Origin of the sequence: Corallococcus aberystwythensis (genome assembly GCF_003612165.1) — a bacterium.
GTDB classification, from domain to species: Bacteria; Myxococcota; Myxococcia; order Myxococcales; family Myxococcaceae; genus Corallococcus; species Corallococcus aberystwythensis.
Genome location: NZ_RAWK01000035.1, coordinates 26,239 through 46,975, shown reverse-complemented (window position 1 = coordinate 46,975; position 20,737 = coordinate 26,239). Strand labels below are relative to the sequence as shown.

Annotated in this window: 19 protein-coding genes and 1 pseudogene; 15 read left to right on the top strand and 5 right to left on the bottom strand. The window is 68.3% G+C overall.

Translation table 11 applies throughout. The features are described from left to right. Positions 1 to 204 precede the first annotated feature (204 nt). From D7W81_RS07990 to D7W81_RS07950, 9 genes and pseudogenes are all read left to right on the top strand, one after another. Entirely contained in the window at positions 205 to 1,515 is a 1,311-nt protein-coding gene (locus D7W81_RS07990; protein WP_120554739.1) for a nucleotide-binding domain-containing protein, read from the top strand. Between the two features lie 136 nt (positions 1,516 to 1,651). After that, positions 1,652 to 1,774 (top strand): annotated as a pseudogene (locus D7W81_RS44370) (IS5/IS1182 family transposase); the annotation flags it as partial. A 106-nt stretch (positions 1,775 to 1,880) separates the two neighbouring features. Further along, entirely contained in the window at positions 1,881 to 3,074 is a 1,194-nt protein-coding gene (locus D7W81_RS07980; RefSeq protein WP_244227052.1) for a serine hydrolase domain-containing protein, read from the top strand. 100 nt (positions 3,075 to 3,174) lie between these two features. Continuing rightward, complete coding sequence (locus D7W81_RS07975; RefSeq protein ID WP_120554735.1) at positions 3,175 to 3,621, top strand: Spy/CpxP family protein refolding chaperone; 447 nt, start codon at positions 3,175 to 3,177, stop codon at positions 3,619 to 3,621. A 103-nt stretch (positions 3,622 to 3,724) separates the two neighbouring features. Continuing rightward, a complete protein-coding gene (locus D7W81_RS07970; RefSeq protein WP_120554734.1) occupies positions 3,725 to 4,534 on the top strand; it encodes a M14 family metallopeptidase in 810 nt (269 codons plus the stop codon). Then, positions 4,531 to 5,412 carry an aldo/keto reductase gene (locus D7W81_RS07965; RefSeq protein WP_120554733.1) on the top strand — a complete coding sequence of 294 codons (882 nt, stop codon included), beginning with the start codon at positions 4,531 to 4,533 and terminating at the stop codon, positions 5,410 to 5,412. Before D7W81_RS07970 ends, D7W81_RS07965 begins: the two co-directional genes overlap by 4 nt. A 111-nt stretch (positions 5,413 to 5,523) precedes the next feature. Next, positions 5,524 to 5,823: a FruA-associating protein, FapA gene (locus tag D7W81_RS07960; protein WP_244227051.1), complete on the top strand. Its 300-nt coding sequence runs from the start codon at positions 5,524 to 5,526 to the stop codon at positions 5,821 to 5,823. 102 nt (positions 5,824 to 5,925) lie between these two features. Continuing rightward, positions 5,926 to 6,393: a (2Fe-2S)-binding protein gene (locus D7W81_RS07955; protein ID WP_120554732.1), complete on the top strand. Its 468-nt coding sequence runs from the start codon at positions 5,926 to 5,928 to the stop codon at positions 6,391 to 6,393. After that, entirely contained in the window at positions 6,390 to 8,621 is a 2,232-nt protein-coding gene (locus D7W81_RS07950) for a xanthine dehydrogenase family protein molybdopterin-binding subunit (RefSeq protein ID WP_120554731.1), read from the top strand. The genes D7W81_RS07955 and D7W81_RS07950 overlap by 4 nt, the downstream gene beginning before the upstream one ends. A gap of 129 nt (positions 8,622 to 8,750) precedes the next feature. On the opposite strand, the gene D7W81_RS07945 is transcribed toward D7W81_RS07950, so the two are convergent. Next, positions 8,751 to 9,383, bottom strand: a complete 633-nt coding sequence (locus D7W81_RS07945) for an Isoquinoline 1-oxidoreductase subunit (protein WP_120554730.1) — start codon at positions 9,381 to 9,383, stop codon at positions 8,751 to 8,753. Between the two features lie 331 nt (positions 9,384 to 9,714). Between D7W81_RS07945 and D7W81_RS07940 the strand changes: the two genes are divergently transcribed. The 5 genes from D7W81_RS07940 (at position 9,715) to D7W81_RS07920 (ending at position 15,378) form a co-directional block, all read left to right on the top strand. Next, the gene (locus D7W81_RS07940) at positions 9,715 to 11,454 is read left to right on the top strand and encodes a flavin monoamine oxidase family protein (RefSeq protein ID WP_208721209.1); all 1,740 of its coding nucleotides are present in this window, start codon (positions 9,715 to 9,717) and stop codon (positions 11,452 to 11,454) included. A gap of 36 nt (positions 11,455 to 11,490) precedes the next feature. After that, on the top strand, positions 11,491 to 12,669 hold the full coding sequence (locus tag D7W81_RS07935) for an FAD-dependent oxidoreductase (protein ID WP_120554728.1): 1,179 nt from the start codon (positions 11,491 to 11,493) through the stop codon (positions 12,667 to 12,669). Between the two features lie 34 nt (positions 12,670 to 12,703). Continuing rightward, a complete protein-coding gene (locus D7W81_RS07930) occupies positions 12,704 to 13,237 on the top strand; it encodes an AidA/PixA family protein (RefSeq protein WP_158621486.1) in 534 nt (177 codons plus the stop codon). A 62-nt stretch (positions 13,238 to 13,299) separates the two neighbouring features. Further along, a complete protein-coding gene (locus D7W81_RS07925; RefSeq protein ID WP_120554726.1) occupies positions 13,300 to 13,833 on the top strand; it encodes an AidA/PixA family protein in 534 nt (177 codons plus the stop codon). Between the two features lie 33 nt (positions 13,834 to 13,866). Further along, the gene (locus tag D7W81_RS07920) at positions 13,867 to 15,378 is read left to right on the top strand and encodes a peroxidase family protein (RefSeq protein ID WP_120554725.1); all 1,512 of its coding nucleotides are present in this window, start codon (positions 13,867 to 13,869) and stop codon (positions 15,376 to 15,378) included. A 30-nt stretch (positions 15,379 to 15,408) separates the two neighbouring features. On the opposite strand, the gene D7W81_RS07915 is transcribed toward D7W81_RS07920, so the two are convergent. Continuing rightward, positions 15,409 to 16,599: a substrate-binding domain-containing protein gene (locus tag D7W81_RS07915; protein ID WP_120554724.1), complete on the bottom strand. Its 1,191-nt coding sequence runs from the start codon at positions 16,597 to 16,599 to the stop codon at positions 15,409 to 15,411. 150 nt (positions 16,600 to 16,749) lie between these two features. Here D7W81_RS07915 and D7W81_RS07910 point away from each other — a divergent pair, with 150 nt between their 5' ends. Then, a complete protein-coding gene (locus tag D7W81_RS07910; RefSeq protein WP_244227049.1) occupies positions 16,750 to 17,583 on the top strand; it encodes a hypothetical protein in 834 nt (277 codons plus the stop codon). Between the two features lie 29 nt (positions 17,584 to 17,612). Here the strand turns inward: D7W81_RS07910 and D7W81_RS07905 are convergent, their stop codons facing one another. The 3 genes from D7W81_RS07905 to D7W81_RS07895 all read right to left on the bottom strand — a co-directional run bounded on the left by D7W81_RS07905 (position 17,613) and on the right by D7W81_RS07895 (position 20,732). Next, positions 17,613 to 18,482 carry a WGR domain-containing protein gene (locus tag D7W81_RS07905; protein WP_120554722.1) on the bottom strand — a complete coding sequence of 290 codons (870 nt, stop codon included), beginning with the start codon at positions 18,480 to 18,482 and terminating at the stop codon, positions 17,613 to 17,615. Between the two features lie 11 nt (positions 18,483 to 18,493). Further along, positions 18,494 to 19,468, bottom strand: coding sequence for an NAD-dependent epimerase/dehydratase family protein (locus D7W81_RS07900; RefSeq protein WP_120554721.1), 975 nt, complete (start codon positions 19,466 to 19,468; stop codon positions 18,494 to 18,496). A gap of 76 nt (positions 19,469 to 19,544) precedes the next feature. Then, the gene (locus D7W81_RS07895) at positions 19,545 to 20,732 is read right to left on the bottom strand and encodes a GNAT family N-acetyltransferase (RefSeq protein ID WP_120554720.1); all 1,188 of its coding nucleotides are present in this window, start codon (positions 20,730 to 20,732) and stop codon (positions 19,545 to 19,547) included. Between the last annotated feature and the right edge of the window lie 5 nt (positions 20,733 to 20,737).

Sequence of the window (20,737 nt, the reverse complement as noted above, 5' to 3'; positions counted from 1 at the left end):
GATGCGTCGCCACAGCTCATCCGGCACTCGCCAGCCGTCGTCCTTCTTCACTACCCCATGGCCGCGTCCTCCTGCCTCTTCAACCCGGCAGGTGGCCGACCTTCTTCCCTACCGAAATAGGCTCTTAGAACCAAGCGCAAAGAACAATGAGCCTTATCAGCAAGCACATCGAATTTCTTTTGGTGCAAATCCAAGGAGGTAATGGTGGGACTCGGTGAAATTTTTGGCGAATTTCTGTCCAACCTCCAGATCGACAATGCCGAGACGATCTCGATGCGATACGGAGAGATAACGGCGGCATTAAACAAAGCATTTCGCGACACCGACTCAAAGATCGACAACAGACTACAGGTCGGCTCATATGGCAGGTCATCTGCAATCAAGGAAATCTCCGACCTCGACATGCTATACATCATGCCGAGCACTGCCTGGGACGACTACTGTGGAGAGGGAGGGCAGTACAAACTGCTCGATGCCGCAAGCAACGCAATCAAAGCGCGATACCCCAAAACGGATATTTTCGTCGATCGACTCGTTGTTCGCGTGCTCTATCAGGACTTCCACGTCGAAGTTCAACCTGTCTTTGAGACAGACGATGGCAGCTTCAAGTACCCAGACACATACAATGGCGGAAGCTGGAAGATCACCAAGCCACGTGAAGAAATAGATGCGATGTCCGAGGTTGACGAACGAAAGAACGGGAACCTTAGGCGTCTCGCTAAAATGGCTCGAGCATGGAAAAACAAACACGGCGTCGGCATTGGTGGCCTACTAATAGACACCCTTGCACACAACTTCCTTGAATCAACGAAAGACTACGACGAAAAGAGCTTCCTATACTTCGACTGGATGAGTCGTGACTTCTTTTCCTACCTTGCTGCGCTGCCCGAGCAAGAATATTTCGCGGCACTTGGCAGCGGCCAACGGGTCAGGGTCAAGAGTAAGTTTCAAAAGAAAGCAAAAAAAGCGCACGAACTGTGCCTAAAGGCAATCGACGCAGAGGGGCGCCCCACTCAGAACTCAAAGTGGCGAAAAATTTACGGTCCTCCATTTCCGGCTGACACCGCAGGACTCAAGAAGTCAACCCTCATTGATGGCGCCTATTCCGCAAGCAACACTGAAGAGTTCTTCGAGAGCCGTTTCCGCTATGACGTCCGATACAATATTCGACTCGAATGCGAGGTATCTCAAAACGGCTTTCGCGAGTACCTGCTCAGCGATCGGATTGCTAGAGGTCTACGACTCCGGCGCAAACGGTCACTCAGGTTCTTCGTAGCGGCACACGATATTCCGGAACCCTTCGACCTCTACTGGAAAGTTCTCAACAGAGGGGCCGAGGCGATTCGGCGGAACAATATTCGAGGTCAGATTGTGGAGGACGCAGGACATCTGGAGCGGACTGAAACTGCCAATTTTTATGGAGACCACATTGTGGAGTGTGTCGCCGTCAAGAATGGCGTCGTCGTCGCAACCGACCGAATTCGTGTACCTATTGATGGAGAGAGCGACGGGTGAGAATGCTTCTCGAAAATCAACTTAAGCCAAGGCAATCACTCGCAGCGCCCAACGAAATTTAGTCCGGGGCTGGTCAGTGACGAGAGACATCCTCAGCTTGTAAGTCATGGTCTGCTAGCTCGTCCCCGACGCCTTCTGGCAGCGCGTAGCACCGATGCTGCCTCCGCACCGGCCCAAGAAAAAGATGGGCCGTCCTCGGGCGGACGAACGGGCGGAGCTGGAGGCCATCGTCTTCCAGCATCACAGTGGCACCCCGTGAGAGATGCTGCCTCGCAAGCAGTTCGACCTGTCCGACATGACGGCTTGGCGCAGGCTGGAGGAATGGCCCCGCGCTGGTGTGATAGCTACAGTTAAATTCGCGGCGAATGGGAAACCGATTAATGAAGCGGCTGCGCGCCTGGGGATTGTGTCTGTTGCTTGCCAACGGCTGCGCCACGACGTCCGCGGTCCGCGAGTCGCCGCCCGTTCCGGACGTAGCCGCGCTGGATGCCGAAGCGGCTCGCGCGATGACCGCGACCGGCGCGAAGGGACTGGCCATCGCCGTGATTGACGACGGGCGCGTGGTGGCGACCCGCGCCTATGGTGCTCGTGATGCGAAGGGGGAGCCGCTGCGGACGGACACGGTGATGTATGGCGCGTCCATCACCAAGACGGTCTTCGCCTACGTCGTCATGCAACTGGCGGACGAGAAGCGCATCGACCTGGACACGTCCATCTCGAAGTACCTGGACAGGCCACTGCCGGAGTACCCGGACGAGGACCGCTATTCGACCTGGTCCCACCTGGCCGGGGATGACCGCTGGCGGGACATCACGCCTCGCGTCCTGCTCACCCACAGCGCGGGCTTCGCCAACTTCGGCTTCCTGGAGCCCGATGAGCGGCTGCGCATCCACTTCGCTCCCGGCAGCCGCTTCGCGTACTCCGGCGACGGCATCATCCTGATGCAGTTCGTGCTCGAACGCGGACTGGGGCTGGACGTGGGCGCGGAGATGCAACAGCGCGTGTTCGACCGCTTCGGCATGCGCACGACCAGCATGATGTGGCGGCCGGACTTCGCCCAGAACCTGGCCGACGGATGGAAGGCTGACGGCGGCGTGGAACCGCACGACGAGCGCAGCCGGGTGCGCGCGGCGGGTTCCATGGACACCACCCTCGACGACCTGTCGCGCTTCGCGGCCGCACTGGTGCGCGGTGAAGGTCTGTCACCTGAAACATTCGCCCGGATGACGTCGCCGCAACTGCTCATCACCACCCGGAGCCAGTTCCCCACCCTCCAGGACGAACTGCCGCCGGAGTCGCGCCGCAAGGACCTGGCGGCGGGCCTGGGCGTGGTGGTGTTCGACGGCCCGCAGGGACGCGGGTTCTTCAAGAACGGTCACAACGACAGCACCGCCAACACGCTCGTGTGCCTGCCTCGCGGGCGCCGCTGCGTGCTCATCCTGAGCAATGACGTCCGTGCAGAGCCCGCCTACCCGCACCTGGTCCGCTTCGTGTTGGGCGAAGCCGGCGTGCCCTGGGATTGGGAGTACGGTGACATGCCACTCTGGGACGGGCGCTGACCCCACGCCCTTCACACTTCTTCACCGCCCGCTCAAACTCACGCAACTGGCGGCTTCCATATTGGTTCCAGTCAAGCCCACGCCTCTGGAGCCACACGCCATGAAGAAGACGCTCGCCATCGCCGGAACCGCCGTCGTCGCCGTCACCCTCCTCACCGGGTTCGGCTTCGGCCGCCATCACCGCGGCACGCCCGACCCGGAGCGCATCCACCAGATGGTCACCTGGAAGCTGGACGACAAGCTGGATGACCTGGACGCCACCGAAGCCCAGCGCACCTCCATCCACGCCGTGAAGGACCGCCTCCTCAACGAAGGCCGGGGGCTCATGGAGGGACAGCAGGCCGCCCGCACCGAGGCCGTCACCCAGTTGGCGTCCGACACGCCCGACGCCGCGAAGCTCCACGCCCTGGTGGACGCGCGCATCGACGCCGCTCGCGCCTTCGCCCACAAGGCGGTGGATGCCGTGCTCGAAGTGCACCGCACGCTCACGCCCGCCCAGCGCCAGGAGCTGGTCGGCGACATCCGCGAACACACCGGCGCGAAGTAGACCCACCCAGGGAGTTCCACCCCGGTGCGCGGGGCACGACACATCCCGTGTTTCACCTTGATCCTTCGTGGGCAGGAATGACGCGCGCGGTTATGGTCGGACGGTGGATTACACCGACTACGCACGACGCATCCGCTCCCACGCTACGCTGGGTGAACTCTCCGAATACGGCCAGGTGAACGAGGGGGGGCGCGACTATCCCCTCTTCCGCCTCATCGTCCCGGGCGACCGCTGGCTCGTCATCACGTCCGGCTTCCATGGCGAGGAGCCCGCCGGGCCGCTGACGCTCGCGAAGCACCTGCCGGACATCGTCGCGTACGCGAAGTCGAAGGGCGTGGGCCTGCGCGTCTACCCGTGCATCAACCCCTCCGGCTTCGAGGACGGCACGCGCTACAACCGCAGCGGCGAGAAGCCCAACAACGACTTCATGCGCTACGAGATCGCCCCCGGTGAGTGGCGCGGCGAGCTCGTGGGCGACCCGTCCATCCTCCGCTGGGCCCTGTACGACGGCGGCCCCAAGGAGACGCGCGCGGTGCGAAGCGACCTGGCCCGCTTCCCTGCTCCGGATGCCGCGCTCGACATCCACCAGGACAACTACCTGGGCGGCATCGCCACGTACGCGTACACCTTCGGGGACACCGCCGCCTTCCGCCCGCTGATGGAGGCCGCCGCCGCGCACGCCACCGTGGTGAAGAGCCGCAAGGTGGATGACAACGCCTACGCCGACGAGCACGGCCTCATCTACTTCCACGATGGCAGCGTCACCGACTGGTACATGCGCCAGGGCGTGCCCTATGCCGCCGCGCTGGAGACCACCACGCCCACGACGCAGGACGCGTGCGACGCGGTGAACCTCATCTGGATCCGCGGCTTCATCGACCTGGCCGCGCGTGGCGAGGGCCCCACCCGATGATTCAGCGTCCCCTGGGAAACAGCGGTCTCACCGTGTCCGCGCTCGGCTTTGGCGCGGGGCCCGTGGGCAGTGAAGCGCTGAGCGACGCCGACGCGGAGGCGCTCCTGAACGGCGTGCTGGACGCGGGCATCACCCTCATCGACACCGCGCCCAGCTATGGCGTGTCCGAGGAACGCATCGGCCGGTTCCTCGGCGCCCGCCGCCGGGAGTTCGTGCTGTCCACCAAGTGCGGCTACGGCGTGCCCGGCGTGGAGGACTGGACGCCCGAGTGCATCACGCGCGGCGTGGACCTGGCCCTCCAGCGGCTGCGCACCGACGTGCTGGACGTGCTGCACTTCCACTCGTGTCCGCCGGACGTGCTGCACCGCCCGGGGCTCATCGAAGCGCTCACCCGCGCGGTGCAGGCGGGCAAGGTGCGCGCCGCCGCGTACTCGGGTGACAACGCCGGGCTGGACGCGGCGCTGGAGACGGGCGCGTTCGCCGTGGTGCAGACGTCCGTGAACCTCTTCGACCAGCGCTCGCTGGACCACGGCGTCGCGAAGGCCCGCGAGCGCGGCGTGGGCGTCATCGCCAAGCGGCCCCTGGCCAACGCGCCGTGGCGCTTCCCGGGGCGCCCCTACGCGCACGACGTGGGCGAGTACTGGGAACGGATGCAGCGCATGGCCCTCCAGACGGACGGGCTGGACTGGCCGGAGCTGGCGCTGCGCTTCACCGCGTTCGCGCCCGGCGTGGCCACCTGCATCGTCGGCACCACGCGGCTGGACAACCTCCGCGCCAACGCGCGCACCCTGGAGCAGGGTCCCCTCCCTGACCCCACTGTCCAGGCCATCCGGGACGCCTTCCGTCGCAATGACAACAATTGGGACGGCGTCATCTGACGCAGCCCGCCAGTCTGACATTCCGTCCTTCAGCGAAGATTTCAGCGTCGGCAACTGCTCAGAATCGACGTTTGTCTCGTCCATCCGGGTCGGGTGCTCAGCCTGGGGGCCATGGCAACCATCCGGTCCATGAACGTGATGCCAGAGTTTGAGAAGGATGGAGAGTCGGTGGAGATGCACCCCTCTGCGCTCGACCTGAACCAGATCGAGCCCACGCCGCAGGTGGCGAACTGGTTGCGCCTGCGCGCGAGCCAGTGGCTCACCACGGCGCAGAAGGACTTCAACACAGCGCTCTTCGCGCGGGACGGTTCGGAGGCGTCGTTTGACCGTTACGCCGACGCCCGCTCGGAGCTGGACTCCGCGGAGGCCTGGGCGCTGCGCGTCGCGGAACTCCTGACGCAGGCGCGTTAGAGCCGAGCCGCGTTGATGGGAGGCGGACGTTCGGTGTCCGCCGCCTCCGGGACATCCGAGCGGGACTGCTAGCCTCCACTCCTCCCCCGGAGGAGTCCGCGGATGGCCTTCACGCTGAACGTCAACGGAGCAGCCCACGTCATCGACGAGGAGGAGGACATCCCCCTTCTCTACGTGCTGCGAGACACGCTGCGGCTCAACGGCGCGAAGTACGGCTGCGGCGTGGGCCAGTGTGGCGCGTGCACCGTGCTGCGCGACGGGGCGCCGGTGCGCTCCTGTGTCGTGCCGGCCGTGTCGCTCCAGGGACGGGAGGTCACCACGCTGGAGGGACTGCGCGCTCCGGACGGTGCGCTGCACGCGCTCCAGCGCGCGTTCCTCGCGGAGCAGGCGGGACAGTGTGCGTACTGCATCCCGGGGATGATCCTCTCCGCGGCGGGGCTGCTGCGCCGCAAGCCCTCCCCCACCGAGGCGGACATCCGCACCGCGCTGGATGCGAACCTGTGCCGGTGTGGTTCCCACAACCGCATCGTGCGCGCCGTGCAACGCGCGGCGGCGGAGCTTTCGGGATGAGCGCTCCTGTTTCCCGACGCTCGGTGCTGAAGGGGTCGCTGGTGATGGCCTTCGCGCTCGCGGGGCCGGATGTCGGATGGGCCGCACCCGCGAAGAAGAACGGGCTGCCCCAGGACCTGGCGCGCACGCCGGGGCTGGATGCGTGGATCCGCATTGGCGAGGACGGCGTCGTCACGCTGATGACGGGCAAGGTGGAGCTGGGCCAGGGCATCCTCACCGCGTTGGGACAGTTGTGCGCGGAGGAGCTGGACGTCGAACCGTCGCGGCTGCGCGTCGTCTCCGGTGACACGCGCGTGTGTCCTCCCGAAGGCCCCACGGCCGGGAGCATGTCCATTCCCAATGGTGGCGCGGCGGTGCGGCAGGCCTCCGCGGAGGTGCGCGCGCTGCTGGTGGACATGGCCGCGAAGCAGCTGCGCATCCCGGCGAAGCGGCTCACCGTCCGGGACGGCACGCTCCAGGACACAGGTGGAAGCGCCCGCATCACCTACTGGGAGCTCGTGGGAGGCAAGCGCCTCCAGCGAGAGGCCACCGGCACCGTCGCGCCCAAGCCCGCGGCGCAACGCAAGCAGGTGGGACGGTCCCTCCCCCGGGTGGACCTGCCCGCGAAGGTGACAGGCGAAGCGCGCTTCGTGCAGGACCTGCGGTCCGACACGTTGGTGCATGGCCGCGTGGTGCGCGCGCCCACGCCGGGTGCATCACTGGTGTCGGTGGACTTCGCGCCGGTGACCGCGATGCCCGGCGTGCTCAAGGTGGTGCGGGACGGAGACTTCCTGGGCGTCATCGCCACGGGTGAATGGCGGGCGGTGAAGGCCGCCGCCGCACTGGCCGCCACCGCTCGGTGGAAGGAGCGCGCGCCCCTGCCCGTGGATCCGCATGCGTGGTTGCTGGCACAGCCCACGCAGGATACGGTCATCCACTCCGTGGAGCGGCCCACCGACGTCGCGCCTACGCGCACGCTGGAGGCCACCTACCGGCGGCCGTACCAGATGCATGCGTCCATCGGTCCGTCCTGCGCGGTAGCGGCGTGGGACGGCGCCACGATGACCGTGCACACCCACAGCCAGAGCGTCTTCGAGACAGGCGAAGCACTGGCGAAGCTGCTGGGGCTGTCGAAGGAGCACGTGCACTGCCGGCATCAGGAGGGAGCCGGCTGCTACGGCCACAACGGCGCGGACGACGTGGCGGCGGACGCCGCGCTGCTGGCCCGCGCCCTGCCCGGCCACTCGGTGCGCGTGCAGTGGTCACGCGAGGACGAACACACGAACGAACCCTACGGCTCGGCCATGGTGACGCGGGTGCGTGCGGGCGTGGACGCGAACGGGGACGTGCTCGACTGGGATTACGCGCTGTGGTCCACGGCGCATGGAACGCGGCCCGGAGGCGAGCCCGGCAACCTGCTCGCGGGCCGTTCGCTGGCGAAGCCCTTCGCCCAGCCGGAGCCGAGGAACGGTGGACCGCCGAACTACTCCGCCGACCGCAACGCCATCCCGCTGTATGCCTTTCCAGGTCAGGCCGTGACGACGCACTTCGTGAAGGCGATGCCCGTGCGCGTGTCGTCGATGCGCGGTCTGGGTGCCTACGCGAACGTCTTCTCCATCGAGTCCTTCGTGGACGAACTGGCGCACGCCGCGAACGTGGACCCCGTGGCCTTCCGGCTCCGGCAGCTCCGGGATGAGCGGGCAAAGGCAGTCATCACCCGCGCGACGGAGCGGTTCAATTGGGCAGGCTTCCAGCGCAGGCCGCACCACGGCCGGGGGCTCGCGTTCGCCCGGTACAAGAACCTGGCGGCGTACTGCGCGGTGTGCCTGGAGGTCTTCGTGGATCCAGACACCCATGTGCCGCGAGTGGTGCGCGCCGTCATCGCCGCCGACGCGGGCGAGGTCGTCAACCCGGATGGGCTCGCCAACCAGTTGGAGGGCGGGCTCATCCAGTCGCTGAGCTGGACCCTGAAGGAGGCCGTGCGTTACGACGCGCGCCGCATCCTGTCGCGCGACTGGGAGGGCTACCCCATTCTCACCTTCTCAGAAGCGCCGCCCGTGGACGTGCAGCTCATCGACCGGCCGGAGGAGCCGTTCCTCGGTGCAGGGGAAGCAAGCCAGGGGCCCACGGCGGCGGCGCTCGCCAATGCCGTGTTCGACGCCACGGGCCTGCGCGTGAGGGACCTGCCGCTCACCGCGGAGCGCTTGAGGACCCTTCGCGAAATCCAGGCCTCCGGACATCCAGGCTGACCCCCTCCCGGCCGAGGCCGTCCCAACTGGTCCGACTGTCGGACCAGTTCGCGAGGTGCGCCGCCGCCGGGGAGCCCTCGCGGGATTCTCTTTTTCTCAACCCAGGGGACGGACTTCCTGTCCGCGCGCTCAGGGCTTCGGACAGTGGGCGCCCGTGTCCATCCAGGCCTGGATGAGCGCGCCGAACTGCGCCTGCGTTCCCGGCACCGGCTGGCGTCCCGGGCCCGGGTTCCAACCCCAGCCCACGAGCACGTCCTCCGCCATGTGGTGCTGGATGGCGGCCAGGTCCTTGCCGCCGTTGCGCTTCGGGTCCTTGAGCTGCTCGCAGATTTCGCCCAGCGAGCGCCCCACCCACGCCATCTCCACGGGGGCCAGCGCCCACTTGGGATTGCCCGGGATGCTGGCCACGGTGGCGCCCACCGTGGGCGTGTTCGCCTCCTGATGGCAGGCCGTGCACGGCAGTCCGGGCGCACCGTGGCCGTCCTCGCCGCCCACCACCGCTGGGACGTGCGCCTGTTGGGTCATGCCCTGCCGGGGCCGCCCATCTGGCGGGTGGCAGTTGGTGCAGCGCGGATGGGCAATCACCCGCCCCGCCTCCACGAAGAGCGCAACGGAGCGCGCCTGCGCGTCCTCGATGCGCGCGAAGGACGCCACGGGCCGCAGCGTGTCTGGCGCCACGGGTGCGTCAGGTGTCGCGCTCCGGCAGCCCGTGGGCGCGACCACGGCACACGACAGCAGGAGGACGGCCCGGTGGCTTCGCATGTGTGCCCAAGCGTGACACGGCACGCAGGGGACCCACCATCCCAGAGGAAGGCCGGTCCCGCCGAGTGTCCACCTTCCGGCGCCAGGGAAGGCCCCCGGCCCTGACTCCTGACGCGTCAAAGCCAGTCCTGACACGCCAGGAATCAGCGCCGCACCCAAAGCCTGTCGCCTGACACGTCAAGGCGGCGGCCCTGCCTGCGCAAGTCCTTGAATGCAGACAGGAAATCACCAGGACTTCCCTGGCACACAGGCTGCACACGGATTCCTCGAAATAGAACACCTCTCACCCTCTCCCTGTGAGGCAGACATGTCGCGCGTGAATCCCCCACCCATGGACACCGGAATGGACGATGGCCTCCAGGTCGACGTGGCCATCGTTGGAGCGGGCGTCTCCGGGCTCTACACGGGCTGGAGGCTGCTGGCCGGGGAACTCGCGCAGGGCGAGACGCGGCCCGGGTCGGTCCACATCTTCGAGCTGACCGAGCGGCTGGGCGGGCGCATTGAATCCGTCTTCCTGCCCGGCGTCTCGCTGGCCGCGGAGATTGGCGGCATGCGCTATCTGCGCTCGCACGAGATTGTCGATTCGCTCATCACGAAGGTCTTCGCCCAGGAATTGACGCCCACGGACTTCCCGCTGGGTGACGACAGCAATCACTACCGCTACCTGCGGGGACAGCGCTTCAAGGCCGACGCGTGGGTGAACGCCCAGAAGAACCGCCAGCCCTACTGGACCCGCTACTTCCTGCCCAGCGAGGTGGTGGGGTTCGACTCGGACCAGCTCTTCAACAAGATCATCTACGACGTGCTCATGGCCGACCCGTGGTTCCGGGAGCGCTACGCGGACAAGGTCTCCTTCACCGCGCCCTACGACTATGGCTTCAAGCTGACCGCGCGGGAGTGGGATGACATCAAGCCCCAGCTGACCTACCGCAAGCCGGGCCCCTACGAGGGCCTCAAGGTCAACGACCTGGGCTTCTGGAACCTCATCAAGGACCAGGTGGGCCAGGAGGCCTACGAGTTCCTGGCGGTGGCGGGCGGCTACTACTCCAACACCATCAACTGGAACGCCGCGGAGGCCTTCCCCTACCTGGTGGGCGACTTCTCGAAGGCGGACGTGAGCTACCACACCCTGGTGGGCGGCTATGACCAGGTGGGCAACAGCCTGGCGCAGCGCTACGTGGCGCAGGACCCCACCGGGAAGCGTGCCCACCTCTGGGGACAGAACGGCCTGCAGCGGCTGGACCCGGCGCCGGGCGGCAGCCCGTACAAGTACGTCCTCACGATTGGCAATGCCCAGAGCGGGAAGAGCTGGACGGTGTATGCCAATGCCGTGGTGCTCGCCATGCCGCGCCGCTCCCTGGAGCTGATTGGCGCGGACCGGTTCTTCTCCAGCCCCGAGGTCCGCGCGGAGGTCCGCAAGAACATCGGCGCGGTCATCAGCGAGCCGTCCTTCAAGCTGCTGATGGGGTTCGAGTCCCCCTGGTGGAGCCAGGAGTTCAACGCGCACGCGGGCGAGTCCCTCACCGACCTGCCCATGCGGCAGTGCTACTACTTCGGCACCGACCCGGTGAACAGCCACTCCATCCTGCTGGCCAGCTACAACGACATGCGGACCACCGCCTTCTGGTCCGCGCTGATGGCGTCGCCCCACCGGAACCTCAAGCGTTTCAAGCCCCGCGCCACGCGACTGGCGAGCGCGGAGGCGCTGGCCGAGGTGGAGTCCCTCCAGGCCCCGGATGTGATGGTCCAGGAGGCCGTCAACCAGCTCCAGGAGCTGCACGGCGCCGAGAACCCCGTCCCCGCGCCGTATGTCTCCTACTTCCGCAACTGGACCGACGACCCCTACGGCGGCGGCTACCACGCGTGGCAGGCCGGCGTGAGCGTGCGGGAGGTGATGCCCTTCATGCGCCGCCCCGACCCCTCCGAGCGCATCCACATCTGCGGCGAGGCGTACTCGGACCAGCAGGGCTGGGTGGAGGGCGCCGTCTGCGAGGCGGAGAAGATGCTCCAGGCGCACTTCGGCCTCGCGTGGCCGTCCTGGCTGGACAGCCAGTACTACCTCGGCTGGTGAAGCCAGACATCCCCCGGCACGAGGACAAGCAAAGACATGGACTCCTATGACGTGGTGGTCGTGGGCGCGGGCGCCATTGGCCTGTCCGCCGCCTACTGGTGCTCGAAGGCGGGCAAGAAGGTCCTGCTGCTGGACCAGTTCGACTTCGACAATGACTTCTTCTCCTCCAAGGGAGAATCCCGCTTCTTCCGCGTGATGTATTCCAACCCGCACCTGTCCCTGCTGGCGCAGTCCGCCTATCCGCTCTGGCGGCAGCTGGAGGACGACAGCGGGCTGGACGGCATCCTCAATGACACGTCCCTGCTGTTCTTTGGCCCGCCCAGCGGGGTGAACACGCCCGAGGGAGACCTGGTGGATGCCCAGGCCGTCCTGCAGGAGCAGGGGCTGCCCTTCGAGCGCCTCACCGCGGCGGACTTCCCCGAGCGCTATCCGGCCCTCAAGGGCCTGAGCGACGACGTCGTCGGCTTGCGGCAACCCCAGGCGGGGGTCATCGCGGCGGACCGCGCCCTCCGGGCCCTCACCGAGCTCTGCCGCAAGCAGGGCGTGACGATGATTCCCCGCCGGACGGTCAGCCGCATCCAGGACGCTCCGGGACAGGTGACCGTCACCACCGCGCAGGGGAACTACACCGGGAAGAAGCTCATCCTGGTCCCCTCCGCGTGGACCAACCCGGTGCTCGACAGCCTGAACATCCAGCTGGAGCTGGAGATCTGGACCATGACGTATGCCTATTTCGCCGTGGCCCAATCCCAGTACACCTACCCGCTCTGGTTCTACTTCGGCACGCCCCAGTTCTCCGGGGACGACACGACGACCTACTACGGCCTGCCCCCGCTGCTGACGCCCGGGCGCCTCAAGGTGGGCACGGACTTCACCTTCACGAAGTCCCCGCTGCCGCCCACCTCCCCGCCCCAGGCGGACCCGCGCATGGTGGAGCTGCTCAACACGTTCATGCGCACGCACTTCCAGGGACTGCAATCCCTGGCACAGGACCCCGTGGGCTGTCTCTACACGATGACGCAGGACCTGAACTTCGTGCTGGATGCCCTGCCAGGGCACCCGGACATCCTGCTGTTCACCGGCGACACAGGCCAGGCGTTCAAGTTCACGCCGCTACTCGGGAAGATCCTGGCCGAGCTCGCGCTCACCGGCGTCACCCAATTCAACATCCAGCCCTTCTCCATCCAGCGGCCCGGAATCCTGCGGCCCCGCTGAAGCCTGTCCTCCCCCTCAATCCCAGGAGCCCGCAATGGCAGATACCGAGAACACCGCCAACGTCCTTGTCGTCGTGGATGCGGAGAGCATCTATCAGACCTACCAGGGCCAGTTCAGCACGGACCCCAACCGCCCCGTCTCCCTGGGCGAGCGGACGCCCTACATCTACATGTTCGTCCGCCAGGACGAGATGCTCTCCGGGCAGGCCACGGACGACCTGACCATCGCGGTCAACACCAACAACAACATCCGGTGGCGGATCACCTCCCTGACGGGGAACACCCGCTACAGCGTCGCGCTCAACACGTGCACCATCCTGCGGGGCGTGGGCTGCATCACCCAGCCCATCCTCATCGAGCCCACCGTCACGGTGCCCCTGCCGTCGGTCAATGGCTACCAGGTCACCGTGGACCGGTTCCAGCAGTACAAGGATGCCTACTTCCAGGCCACGGCGGTGAACGCCTCGGAAACGCCTGTCTCCTACCAGTTCTCTTTCGCCCTGGCGAACAACGACGGGAACATCCTGGGTTACTTCTCCTGGGACCCGAAGATCTCCATCACGGCGTAACACCCCCGTCTGTCTTCACACTCCAGGCCCCCGTTTGTCTTCTTGGAAAGGATTGAAGCGTCATGGCACAGGATAGCGGCTTCATTGACGTCCTCACCGTCGTGGATGTGGACAAGGTCATCAGCAAGTATCACCCCAATGCGTCGGCGGACGAGCCGGGGGTTTCGATCTCGGACTGCGTGTACATGCTCGTCCGGCGGGACGAGGCGGTGGGGGCGGAGGCGATACCGGAGCTGACCTTCGCGGCGAAGACCAGCGACACCCTGCGGTGGCGGCTGGCGTCGCTGACCCTCAACACGCGCTACAGCGCCGTGCTCTACAAGATGCGGGTTTCCGGCAACCCGGATTGCATCACCCGGCCCCAGCCCCTGGTGTCCAACATCAAGGTGCCGGTCCCGGAGGTGTCAGGCGGACAGAGCAGCGGCTTCAACACGCAGGACTACGTGGACTTCTTCCTCCAGTCCACGGCCCTGAGCCCCACCGCGACGGTGCCGAACCAGAAGGTGACCTACCAGCTCTACGTCCAGATCACGGACAACCAGGGCAACAAGGTGGGGACCTACTCCTGGGATCCGTACATCACCATCACGACCTGACCCGCGCGGCCCACAGACATAGGGAGACCTCACATGAGCGACCAGAACCGAATGCAGGCCCGCGCCGCGCTTCCAGGCAGCGGCTGTCCCTTCCACCGTGGCGTGGGGAGCGCCATGCTCTCCAAGACGTCCTCCGGCAACCTGGTCCGCCCCCACGGCGGAGTGGGCGCGGCCCCTTCCAGCAGGTCCGCCCAATCCCTCACCGGGGACAACGGCCCCGTCGCCTCCGACTTCTTCCGGATGTTCCCGGACCTGGCGCCATCCCTGTTCAATGTGGAGGACCTCCGGCTGCTCACCCTGCCGGGCGGCCCGATGGACGTCGCCAACCTGGGCGTGGGCGTGCCCCAGGACAACCCCACGATTCCGGCGGGCTATACCTTCCTGGGGCAGTTCCTGGACCACGACCTGACGTTCGACGTCTATTCAGACATCAACGGCCGCGACACCCAGCCCAACCAGACGCGCAATGCCATCACCCCCACGCTGGACCTGGGGAACGTGTACGGCCGGGGCCCGGTGCAGGACGCGTTCCTGTTTGACCAGAAGGACGGCGCCACGCTGCTGTTCGGCCGGCCGGACAACCCGGACGGGGACGTGCTCCGCAACGTCCAGGGGACGGCCATCATCGGGGACCCGCGCAACGACGACAACATGTTCGTCGACCAGCTTCAGCTGGCCTTCATCAAGTTCCACAACCAGGTGGTGAAGGACCTGAAGGGCCAGTTCTCCGGAGGAGACCTCTTCACCGAAGCGGCGAAGCGCGTGCGCTGGCATTACCAGTGGATCGTCTACCACGACTTCGTGCGCCGCTTCGTCGGGGACGACCTCTACGGCAAGCTGGTGGACCAGGGGCCGCAGTACTTCCCGCCCAACCTCCAGCAGATCCCCATCGAGTTCTCCGCGGCCGCCTACCGCATGGGCCACGCGACCATCCGCGAGCTCTACCAGGTGAACGCGAGCTACAAGAACGTGCAGATCTTCGACCTGCACCAGCCCGGGACCTTCCTGAGCCCGGAGAAGCGCGTGGACTGGAAGTACTTCTTCAACACGGACGCCAGCGTCACGCCGCAGGGGGCCAAGCTGTTCGACACGGTGGTCGCATCGGAGCTGCTGCAATTGCCGGAGGCGCTCATCCCCGGCTTCGACCACCCCCAGTTCAACGGGAAGCCGGATCCGCTCTACCTCTCACTCCCAGGCCGCAACCTGCTGCGCCAGAACGAGTTCACCCTGCCCGCGGGACAGACCGTCGCCGACGCGCTGGGGGTGACCCGGTACTCCAACTCCCAGCTGGGGCTGCCGCAGAACTGGGCGAGCACCCTGGCGCCGCTCTGGTACTACATCCTCAAGGAGGCGAAGCTGGCCAACCAGGGCCGCTTCCTGGGCCCCGTGGGAGGCCGCATCGTGGGCGAGACGTTCTTCAGCGTCCTGAAGAACGACCCCCGGTCCTTCCTCCACAACAAGGGATGGAAGCCCACCTACGGCACGGCCGGCGACTTCACCATCGCGGACCTGCTGCGCATCGCGGACGCGTACACGGCGTCCTGACACGTCCGGGGCGCTCCGCGGTGTGAACGCTCAGCGCCCCACGCCCATGCGCGTCCACAGCTCCAGCAGCGTGCGGAGCACGGACGCGTCCGGCACGTCCGCCGCGGGCGGCACGTCCACGCGGATGCCCTGCGCCGCCAGCCGCGTGAAGGGGTTGTCCGCGTCCGGCGTCTTCAGCGGCACGGACGGGTCCGCCGGCCGGAAGCCGAATGCCAACGCCCGGGCCTGCACGGCCGGGCTGCGCAGGAAGGCCACCCACTCCAGCGCCGCCTCGCGCTGCTCGGGCGTCACCCAGTCCGCCTGCAACACCGCCGCCGGATGGTCGCTCCACAGCGTCACCGGCGGATAGTCCACCCGCAGCGGCCCCCACCGGCCCTGCGCGTGGCTCAAGTGCGCGATGGCCAGGCTTTCGTACACCAGCGCCAGGTCGTAGCGGGACGGCCCGTAGCGCACCAGGTCCGTCATGAACGTGCCCGTGGAGGGCTCGAAGCGCGTCACGCCCCGCTCCAGCCCCTGGAGCCACGCCTGATAGCCCGGGTCCAGCAGGTCCGCTTGCTTCACGGCCGTGCGCCGGCCCAGGTACTCCAGCGTCGCGGACAGGAGCGCCTGCAGGCCGGAGTTGGACTTCGTGGGGTCCGTGTGGCCCAGCTTCACGAAGCCCCACTCCGGCGGGCCGCCCACCGCGGGCCAGCCCCGGTCGCTCGCCACCGCGCGCTGGAGCGTCTTCCACGACAGGGCCGCGCCTCCGTCCGCCTTGCGCAGCACGTCCATCCGGTCCTGCCAGCCCACGAACACCAGCGGCGTGATCACCAGCGGATGCGGGACGGCATCCCCCTGCGTGGCGAACAGCGGCCCGTGCGAGGCGTCCGTCGCCCAGTCCGCCGCCAGCATGCGCAGCTCCGCGCTGTCCGCCGGGCTCCACACCGTGGGCTTCTCCCGGCCCTCCAGGATGGCCCGCGCCGCCTCCAGCGAGCCCTGGCCCACCAGCGTCACCCGCACGTGCGGATGCGTCGCCTGGAAGTCCGCGAGCGCCGCCTCCACCCACGCCCGCTTCTCCGTGCTGTAGAGGAACGTGATGTCCGTCACGCGCCGGCGCGACGGCAGCGGCGGGGACTCGGGCTCCGGCGTCCCCTGGCGGGGCGCTCCCGGGGCCGCCAGCAGGTAGAACACCCCCAGCATCGCGGCCAGCACGCCAATGAGGAGGAGGACCCGGGGCTTCATGTCCCCCCTCGTACCCCGGGGCGCGGTCCCGGAAAGCCCGGAAGTGCTTTTGTCACAACCCTGTCACTCACGACTTCTCCCCTGGCCGCTCCCCTTCCAGGAGGAGCCTACCGGGTTGTTTGAACTCATATGGCTGGCAGAATGGGCCGGATGACGACACTGGCACGAAGCATCGCGCTCCTGGGGCTGGGAGCGGTGTTCGGAGGCTGCGCGGCGAAGCAGGCCCCTCCCGTCCAGCACTACGCGCTGGGCATGTCCCGGGCGGAGTATCGGGACTACGCGGGAGCGAAAGCGAGCCCCTGCGACTCGGAGCCGCGCTGGTTCCAGGACGAGCTGACCGCGGTGAACGGCCTGATGGCGCGCTTCCTCAAGGAGACGGAACAGGCCCTGGATCCGAAGGCGCTGGAGCACCCGAAGCAGCTGGCGCTGCTGGAGGAGGGGCTGCGCACGCTGCCCCCGGTGCTGAAGGTGCACGAGGCCAACCTCCGCGCGCTGACGTCCTGCGACTTCCGGCGCGTGGGTGCGTTCCCGGACCTGGCCCAGCGCGGCACGACGCTGCTGGCGGAAGCGCGCGAGCGCATGGCGCTGGGGCCCCAGATTCAAGCGGCCTCGGCGCTGCGCGAGGCCCAGAAGCAGTGGCGCGAGCAGGGCCCGGCGCGCGAGGCGAAGGCGCGCGAGACGTGGTGCCCGAAGCCCTCCAAGGTGGGCCAGCCGGACCTCTACTTCGCGCGGCAGTCGCCGGACGGGCGCACCGAGTGGTTCTTCTGTGATGGCCACGTCGTGGAGAAGTCCGGGGACGCGGAGCCCGCGCTCCTGAGCCCGGAGGGGCTGTCCAAGGCGGAGCGCCGGCGGGTGCAGGCGAAGAAGTACCTGGACGCGGCGCTGGCCTACCCCGCGGAGGAGATGGACCGCGAGCCCACGGCCGCCACCCTCCAGAAGCCCGCCGCGTCCGAGGGCGGCAGCGCGGCGGAAGGCGCACCGTAGGCCCGGGCGTGACGCGCGGCCCTCCGGCGTCACGCTCCCAGCCGGGCGAGCCGCTTCGACAGGTGCGCGTCACCGCCCGCGTCCACGCTGGACACGAAGGCGGACAGGGACTGGCCCGCGCCGGACAGGTGGGCCTCCACGTGCGGCTTGAGCACGGACCAGCGCTTCGTCCACGCGTCCTCGGAGCCGTCCCGCAGCTCCGGGCGCTCGCTGAGGAGCGCCGTCACGCGCAGCGCCAGCTCCGGGTCGTTGAGCGTCCGCACCGCGGCCACGCCCGGCGGCACCGAGCCCGCGGGCGCGGCCTTCCACATCTCCGTCGCGCGCTGGAAGGCGGCCACGTCCACCTGGGACAGGAGCCCCAGCGCGTGGCGCAACGGCAGCCGGCCCTCCGCCTTGGGCCCCACCACGTGCGCCATCAGCGCGGCGAAGGGCGCGGCCAGGGCCGGGTGCGCCGCGGGGTCCACGCCGCCCAGGGACCGCAGCGCGTGACGCGCCTTGCGCGACAGCCGCGTCACCTTCCAGCTGGGGCCCTTGAGGCGCGACTGGAGCAGCGTGAGCGCGGATGCGGCGGCGGCCACGGCCTCCGGGCCGGGCGTGGCGGGGGTGACCCGCCGGGGCAGCACGAGCGCGGGCGGCGGCGCGGCGGCGGCCTTCGGGGGCGGCGCGGCCGGGGCAGCTCCGGAGCCCGCTTCGGCGCCGACTTCCGCGTAGCCCTCGCGCACCTTCTCCGCGACCTTCTTGGTGTACTCCTTCAGGGCGGCGTCTTCGTCCGGGAAGACCTTCTCCTTGCGCTGCCCCGCGGTGCCGATGCGGCCGTAGGTGACGATGAAGGTGGCGCCCTGGACCTCGGGCATCCAGAACTTGGAGCTGTTGCCGTCGACGAACTCGAACCTGCGCATGGACGCGGAGGTTACTCCACCTTCGCGCCCAGGGCGCGCAGCCCTTCGTCGCGCGACACGCTGCCCGTGTAGCCCAGCTCCAGCCGGGCCTTCTCGTCGCTCACCGTCACCTCCTGGCCCGCGAGCAGCAGCTCCGTGCGCGACAGGGGCGGCGGGCTCTTGAGGCCCAGCAAATCCCAGACGAAGTCACTGACCACGGCCACCGTCGCGGCGAGCGCGGTGGGCATGGACTTGCCGCCGGGCTCCACGCCCTGCGTCTTCAGGAGCGCGGTGACGAAGGCGCGGAACTCCACGGGCGGGCCGTCGGTGAGGAAGTACGCCTGGCCGCCATGCCCCTTCTCCGCAGCCAGGAGCATGCCCTCCACGAGGTTGGCCACGTGGCAGGTGGACGTCAGGTAGTGCCCGCCGCCAATCCAGCGGAAGCGCCCGGCCTTCACCGCGGCGACCAGCGCGGGCAGCACGGTGGTGTCCCCCGGTCCCCAGACCAGCCGGGGCCGCACGGCGACGGTGGTGAACTCCGGCGAGCTGACCTGGAGCACGAGCCGCTCCGCCTGGCCCTTGGTGGACGGGTACGGGCCCACGGGACGCTGGGGCAGCGGGTGCGTTTCGTGGAGGTTCGCCATGGGGCCGCCGTCCACCAGCACGGCCTCCGTGCTCACGTGCACGAAGCGCTTCACGCCCGCCGCGCGCGCCGCCTCCAGCACGGCCTCCGTGCCGCGCACGTTGGCTTCATAGAAGGCCGCGCGGGGGCCGGTCAGCTTCACGTGCGCGGCGGCGTGGAAGACGGTGTCGCAGCCCTCCATGCCCAGGCGCAGGCGCTCCGGGTCGGAGAGGTCGCCCTCCCACGGCTCGCCGCCCGCGGCCCGGACGGCCTCCGAGGCGATGAGCGAACGGGCCAGCGCACGCGCCGGTTCCCCGCGCTTCGCGAGCGCCGTGAGCAGGTGCTTCCCGACGAACCCCGAACCACCGGTGACGAACGCGCGCACGTGTGAAGCCTCCTCCAGCCGAACACGCCGCTCCTACCACTCCCGGTGGGGCGCGGGGTAGCCCGCGCCCCGCGCGTCAGAACATGTCGCGCAGCGAAGGAGCGGGGCCCGCGAACAGGGCGCTGGCGGTGTCGAGCGACGCGTCGTCCGCGGTCAGCATGCCGGCCAACTGGAGCGCGCGGGGCGTGAGGAAGCCGGTGTAGAGCGGCGCCAGGGCGCGCACATGCAGCTTCAGGCGCCCCTCGCCGCCGGGCCGGACGCGGGCGGTGCCGCCCTCCACCTCCAGCACGAAGCGCCCCTGGTTCTCCGGGAGGACGTCGTCCTCCACGTCCAGGTGGAGCGCGCCGGACAGGCCGGGGGCGAAGCCGCGCGCCTCCAGGGCCCGGGGGACGTCCAGCAGGCGCGTCATCCAATGCATGGAGAGCTTCACCTGGAAGGTCTGCTCGCGCAGCAGCGCGAGGAGCGGTTCGTCCGCGCCGCCGAACCACATCACGTCCTGCGCCAGTGAGCGGTGGTCGCCCAGGAAGCGAAGCAACCGGCGCGCGGCGGCGGGCGTGGTGGCGGTGAAGTCCGTGAGCTTCATCACCTGCTTGAACACGGTGCTCTGGGGCGCGAGGTTGCGCACGAGGTACACGTAGCCCTCCACGCCGGAGGGCCCCTCCACGACGTAGCCGTAGGCGGTGTCACCGCGGGGCGTGCGCACGCGCCGCCAGATGTAGTCCCCCCGGTCCAGCCAGCCGTGGTGCTGGGCGGCGAAGCGCCGGTAGCACGCCTCCACCGCCGCGGCGTCGGATGGGCGCATGGGACGCAGGGACAGCGAGCGTTCGCCCAGCTCCAGCGAGGCCGCTTCGACGTGGATTTCGTAGCGCGCGCCGGCCACTTCGTAGCCCACGCGCCGGTAGAGCGGCTGGGTCGCGGGGTAGAGGGCGGAGAGGGGAGCGCCCTCGTCGCGGACCTCGCGCAGGAAGCGATGGAAGAGGCGCGTGGCGGCGCCGGCGCCCCGGTGCGCGGGAGCGACGCCCACGCCGCCGACCCCGATGAGCGGCACCGAGCGGCCGCCCAGGAACTGGCCCATGCGGATGAGGGTGAGGGTGGCGGCGGCCTCGCCGTTCAAGCGCAGGACGCGCAGCGAGGACTCCGCGAAGTTCTTTCGCACCGCGGTCTCGGCATCCGCGAGCGGCATGGCGAACGCCTGCGCGGTGATGTCCGCGATGGCGGCCAGTTCCTGCTCGTCCCTCGGCGGTCCGTACTCTTCCGTCTCCATAGGCG

Coding starts and splice junctions, on each gene's coding strand:
- D7W81_RS07980 (WP_244227052.1), top strand. CDS start 1,881: ATGGGAAACCGATTAATGAAGCGGCTGCGCGCCTGGGGATTGTGTCTG.
- D7W81_RS07975 (WP_120554735.1), top strand. CDS start 3,175: ATGAAGAAGACGCTCGCCATCGCCGGAACCGCCGTCGTCGCCGTCACC.
- D7W81_RS07965 (WP_120554733.1), top strand. CDS start 4,531: ATGATTCAGCGTCCCCTGGGAAACAGCGGTCTCACCGTGTCCGCGCTC.
- D7W81_RS07960 (WP_244227051.1), top strand. CDS start 5,524: ATGGCAACCATCCGGTCCATGAACGTGATGCCAGAGTTTGAGAAGGAT.
- D7W81_RS07955 (WP_120554732.1), top strand. CDS start 5,926: ATGGCCTTCACGCTGAACGTCAACGGAGCAGCCCACGTCATCGACGAG.
- D7W81_RS07950 (WP_120554731.1), top strand. CDS start 6,390: ATGAGCGCTCCTGTTTCCCGACGCTCGGTGCTGAAGGGGTCGCTGGTG.
- D7W81_RS07945 (WP_120554730.1), bottom strand. CDS start 9,383: ATGCGAAGCCACCGGGCCGTCCTCCTGCTGTCGTGTGCCGTGGTCGCG.
- D7W81_RS07940 (WP_208721209.1), top strand. CDS start 9,715: ATGGACACCGGAATGGACGATGGCCTCCAGGTCGACGTGGCCATCGTT.
- D7W81_RS07935 (WP_120554728.1), top strand. CDS start 11,491: ATGGACTCCTATGACGTGGTGGTCGTGGGCGCGGGCGCCATTGGCCTG.
- D7W81_RS07930 (WP_158621486.1), top strand. CDS start 12,704: ATGGCAGATACCGAGAACACCGCCAACGTCCTTGTCGTCGTGGATGCG.
- D7W81_RS07925 (WP_120554726.1), top strand. CDS start 13,300: ATGGCACAGGATAGCGGCTTCATTGACGTCCTCACCGTCGTGGATGTG.
- D7W81_RS07920 (WP_120554725.1), top strand. CDS start 13,867: ATGAGCGACCAGAACCGAATGCAGGCCCGCGCCGCGCTTCCAGGCAGC.
- D7W81_RS07915 (WP_120554724.1), bottom strand. CDS start 16,599: ATGAAGCCCCGGGTCCTCCTCCTCATTGGCGTGCTGGCCGCGATGCTG.
- D7W81_RS07910 (WP_244227049.1), top strand. CDS start 16,750: ATGACGACACTGGCACGAAGCATCGCGCTCCTGGGGCTGGGAGCGGTG.
- D7W81_RS07905 (WP_120554722.1), bottom strand. CDS start 18,482: ATGCGCAGGTTCGAGTTCGTCGACGGCAACAGCTCCAAGTTCTGGATG.
- D7W81_RS07895 (WP_120554720.1), bottom strand. CDS start 20,732: ATGGAGACGGAAGAGTACGGACCGCCGAGGGACGAGCAGGAACTGGCC.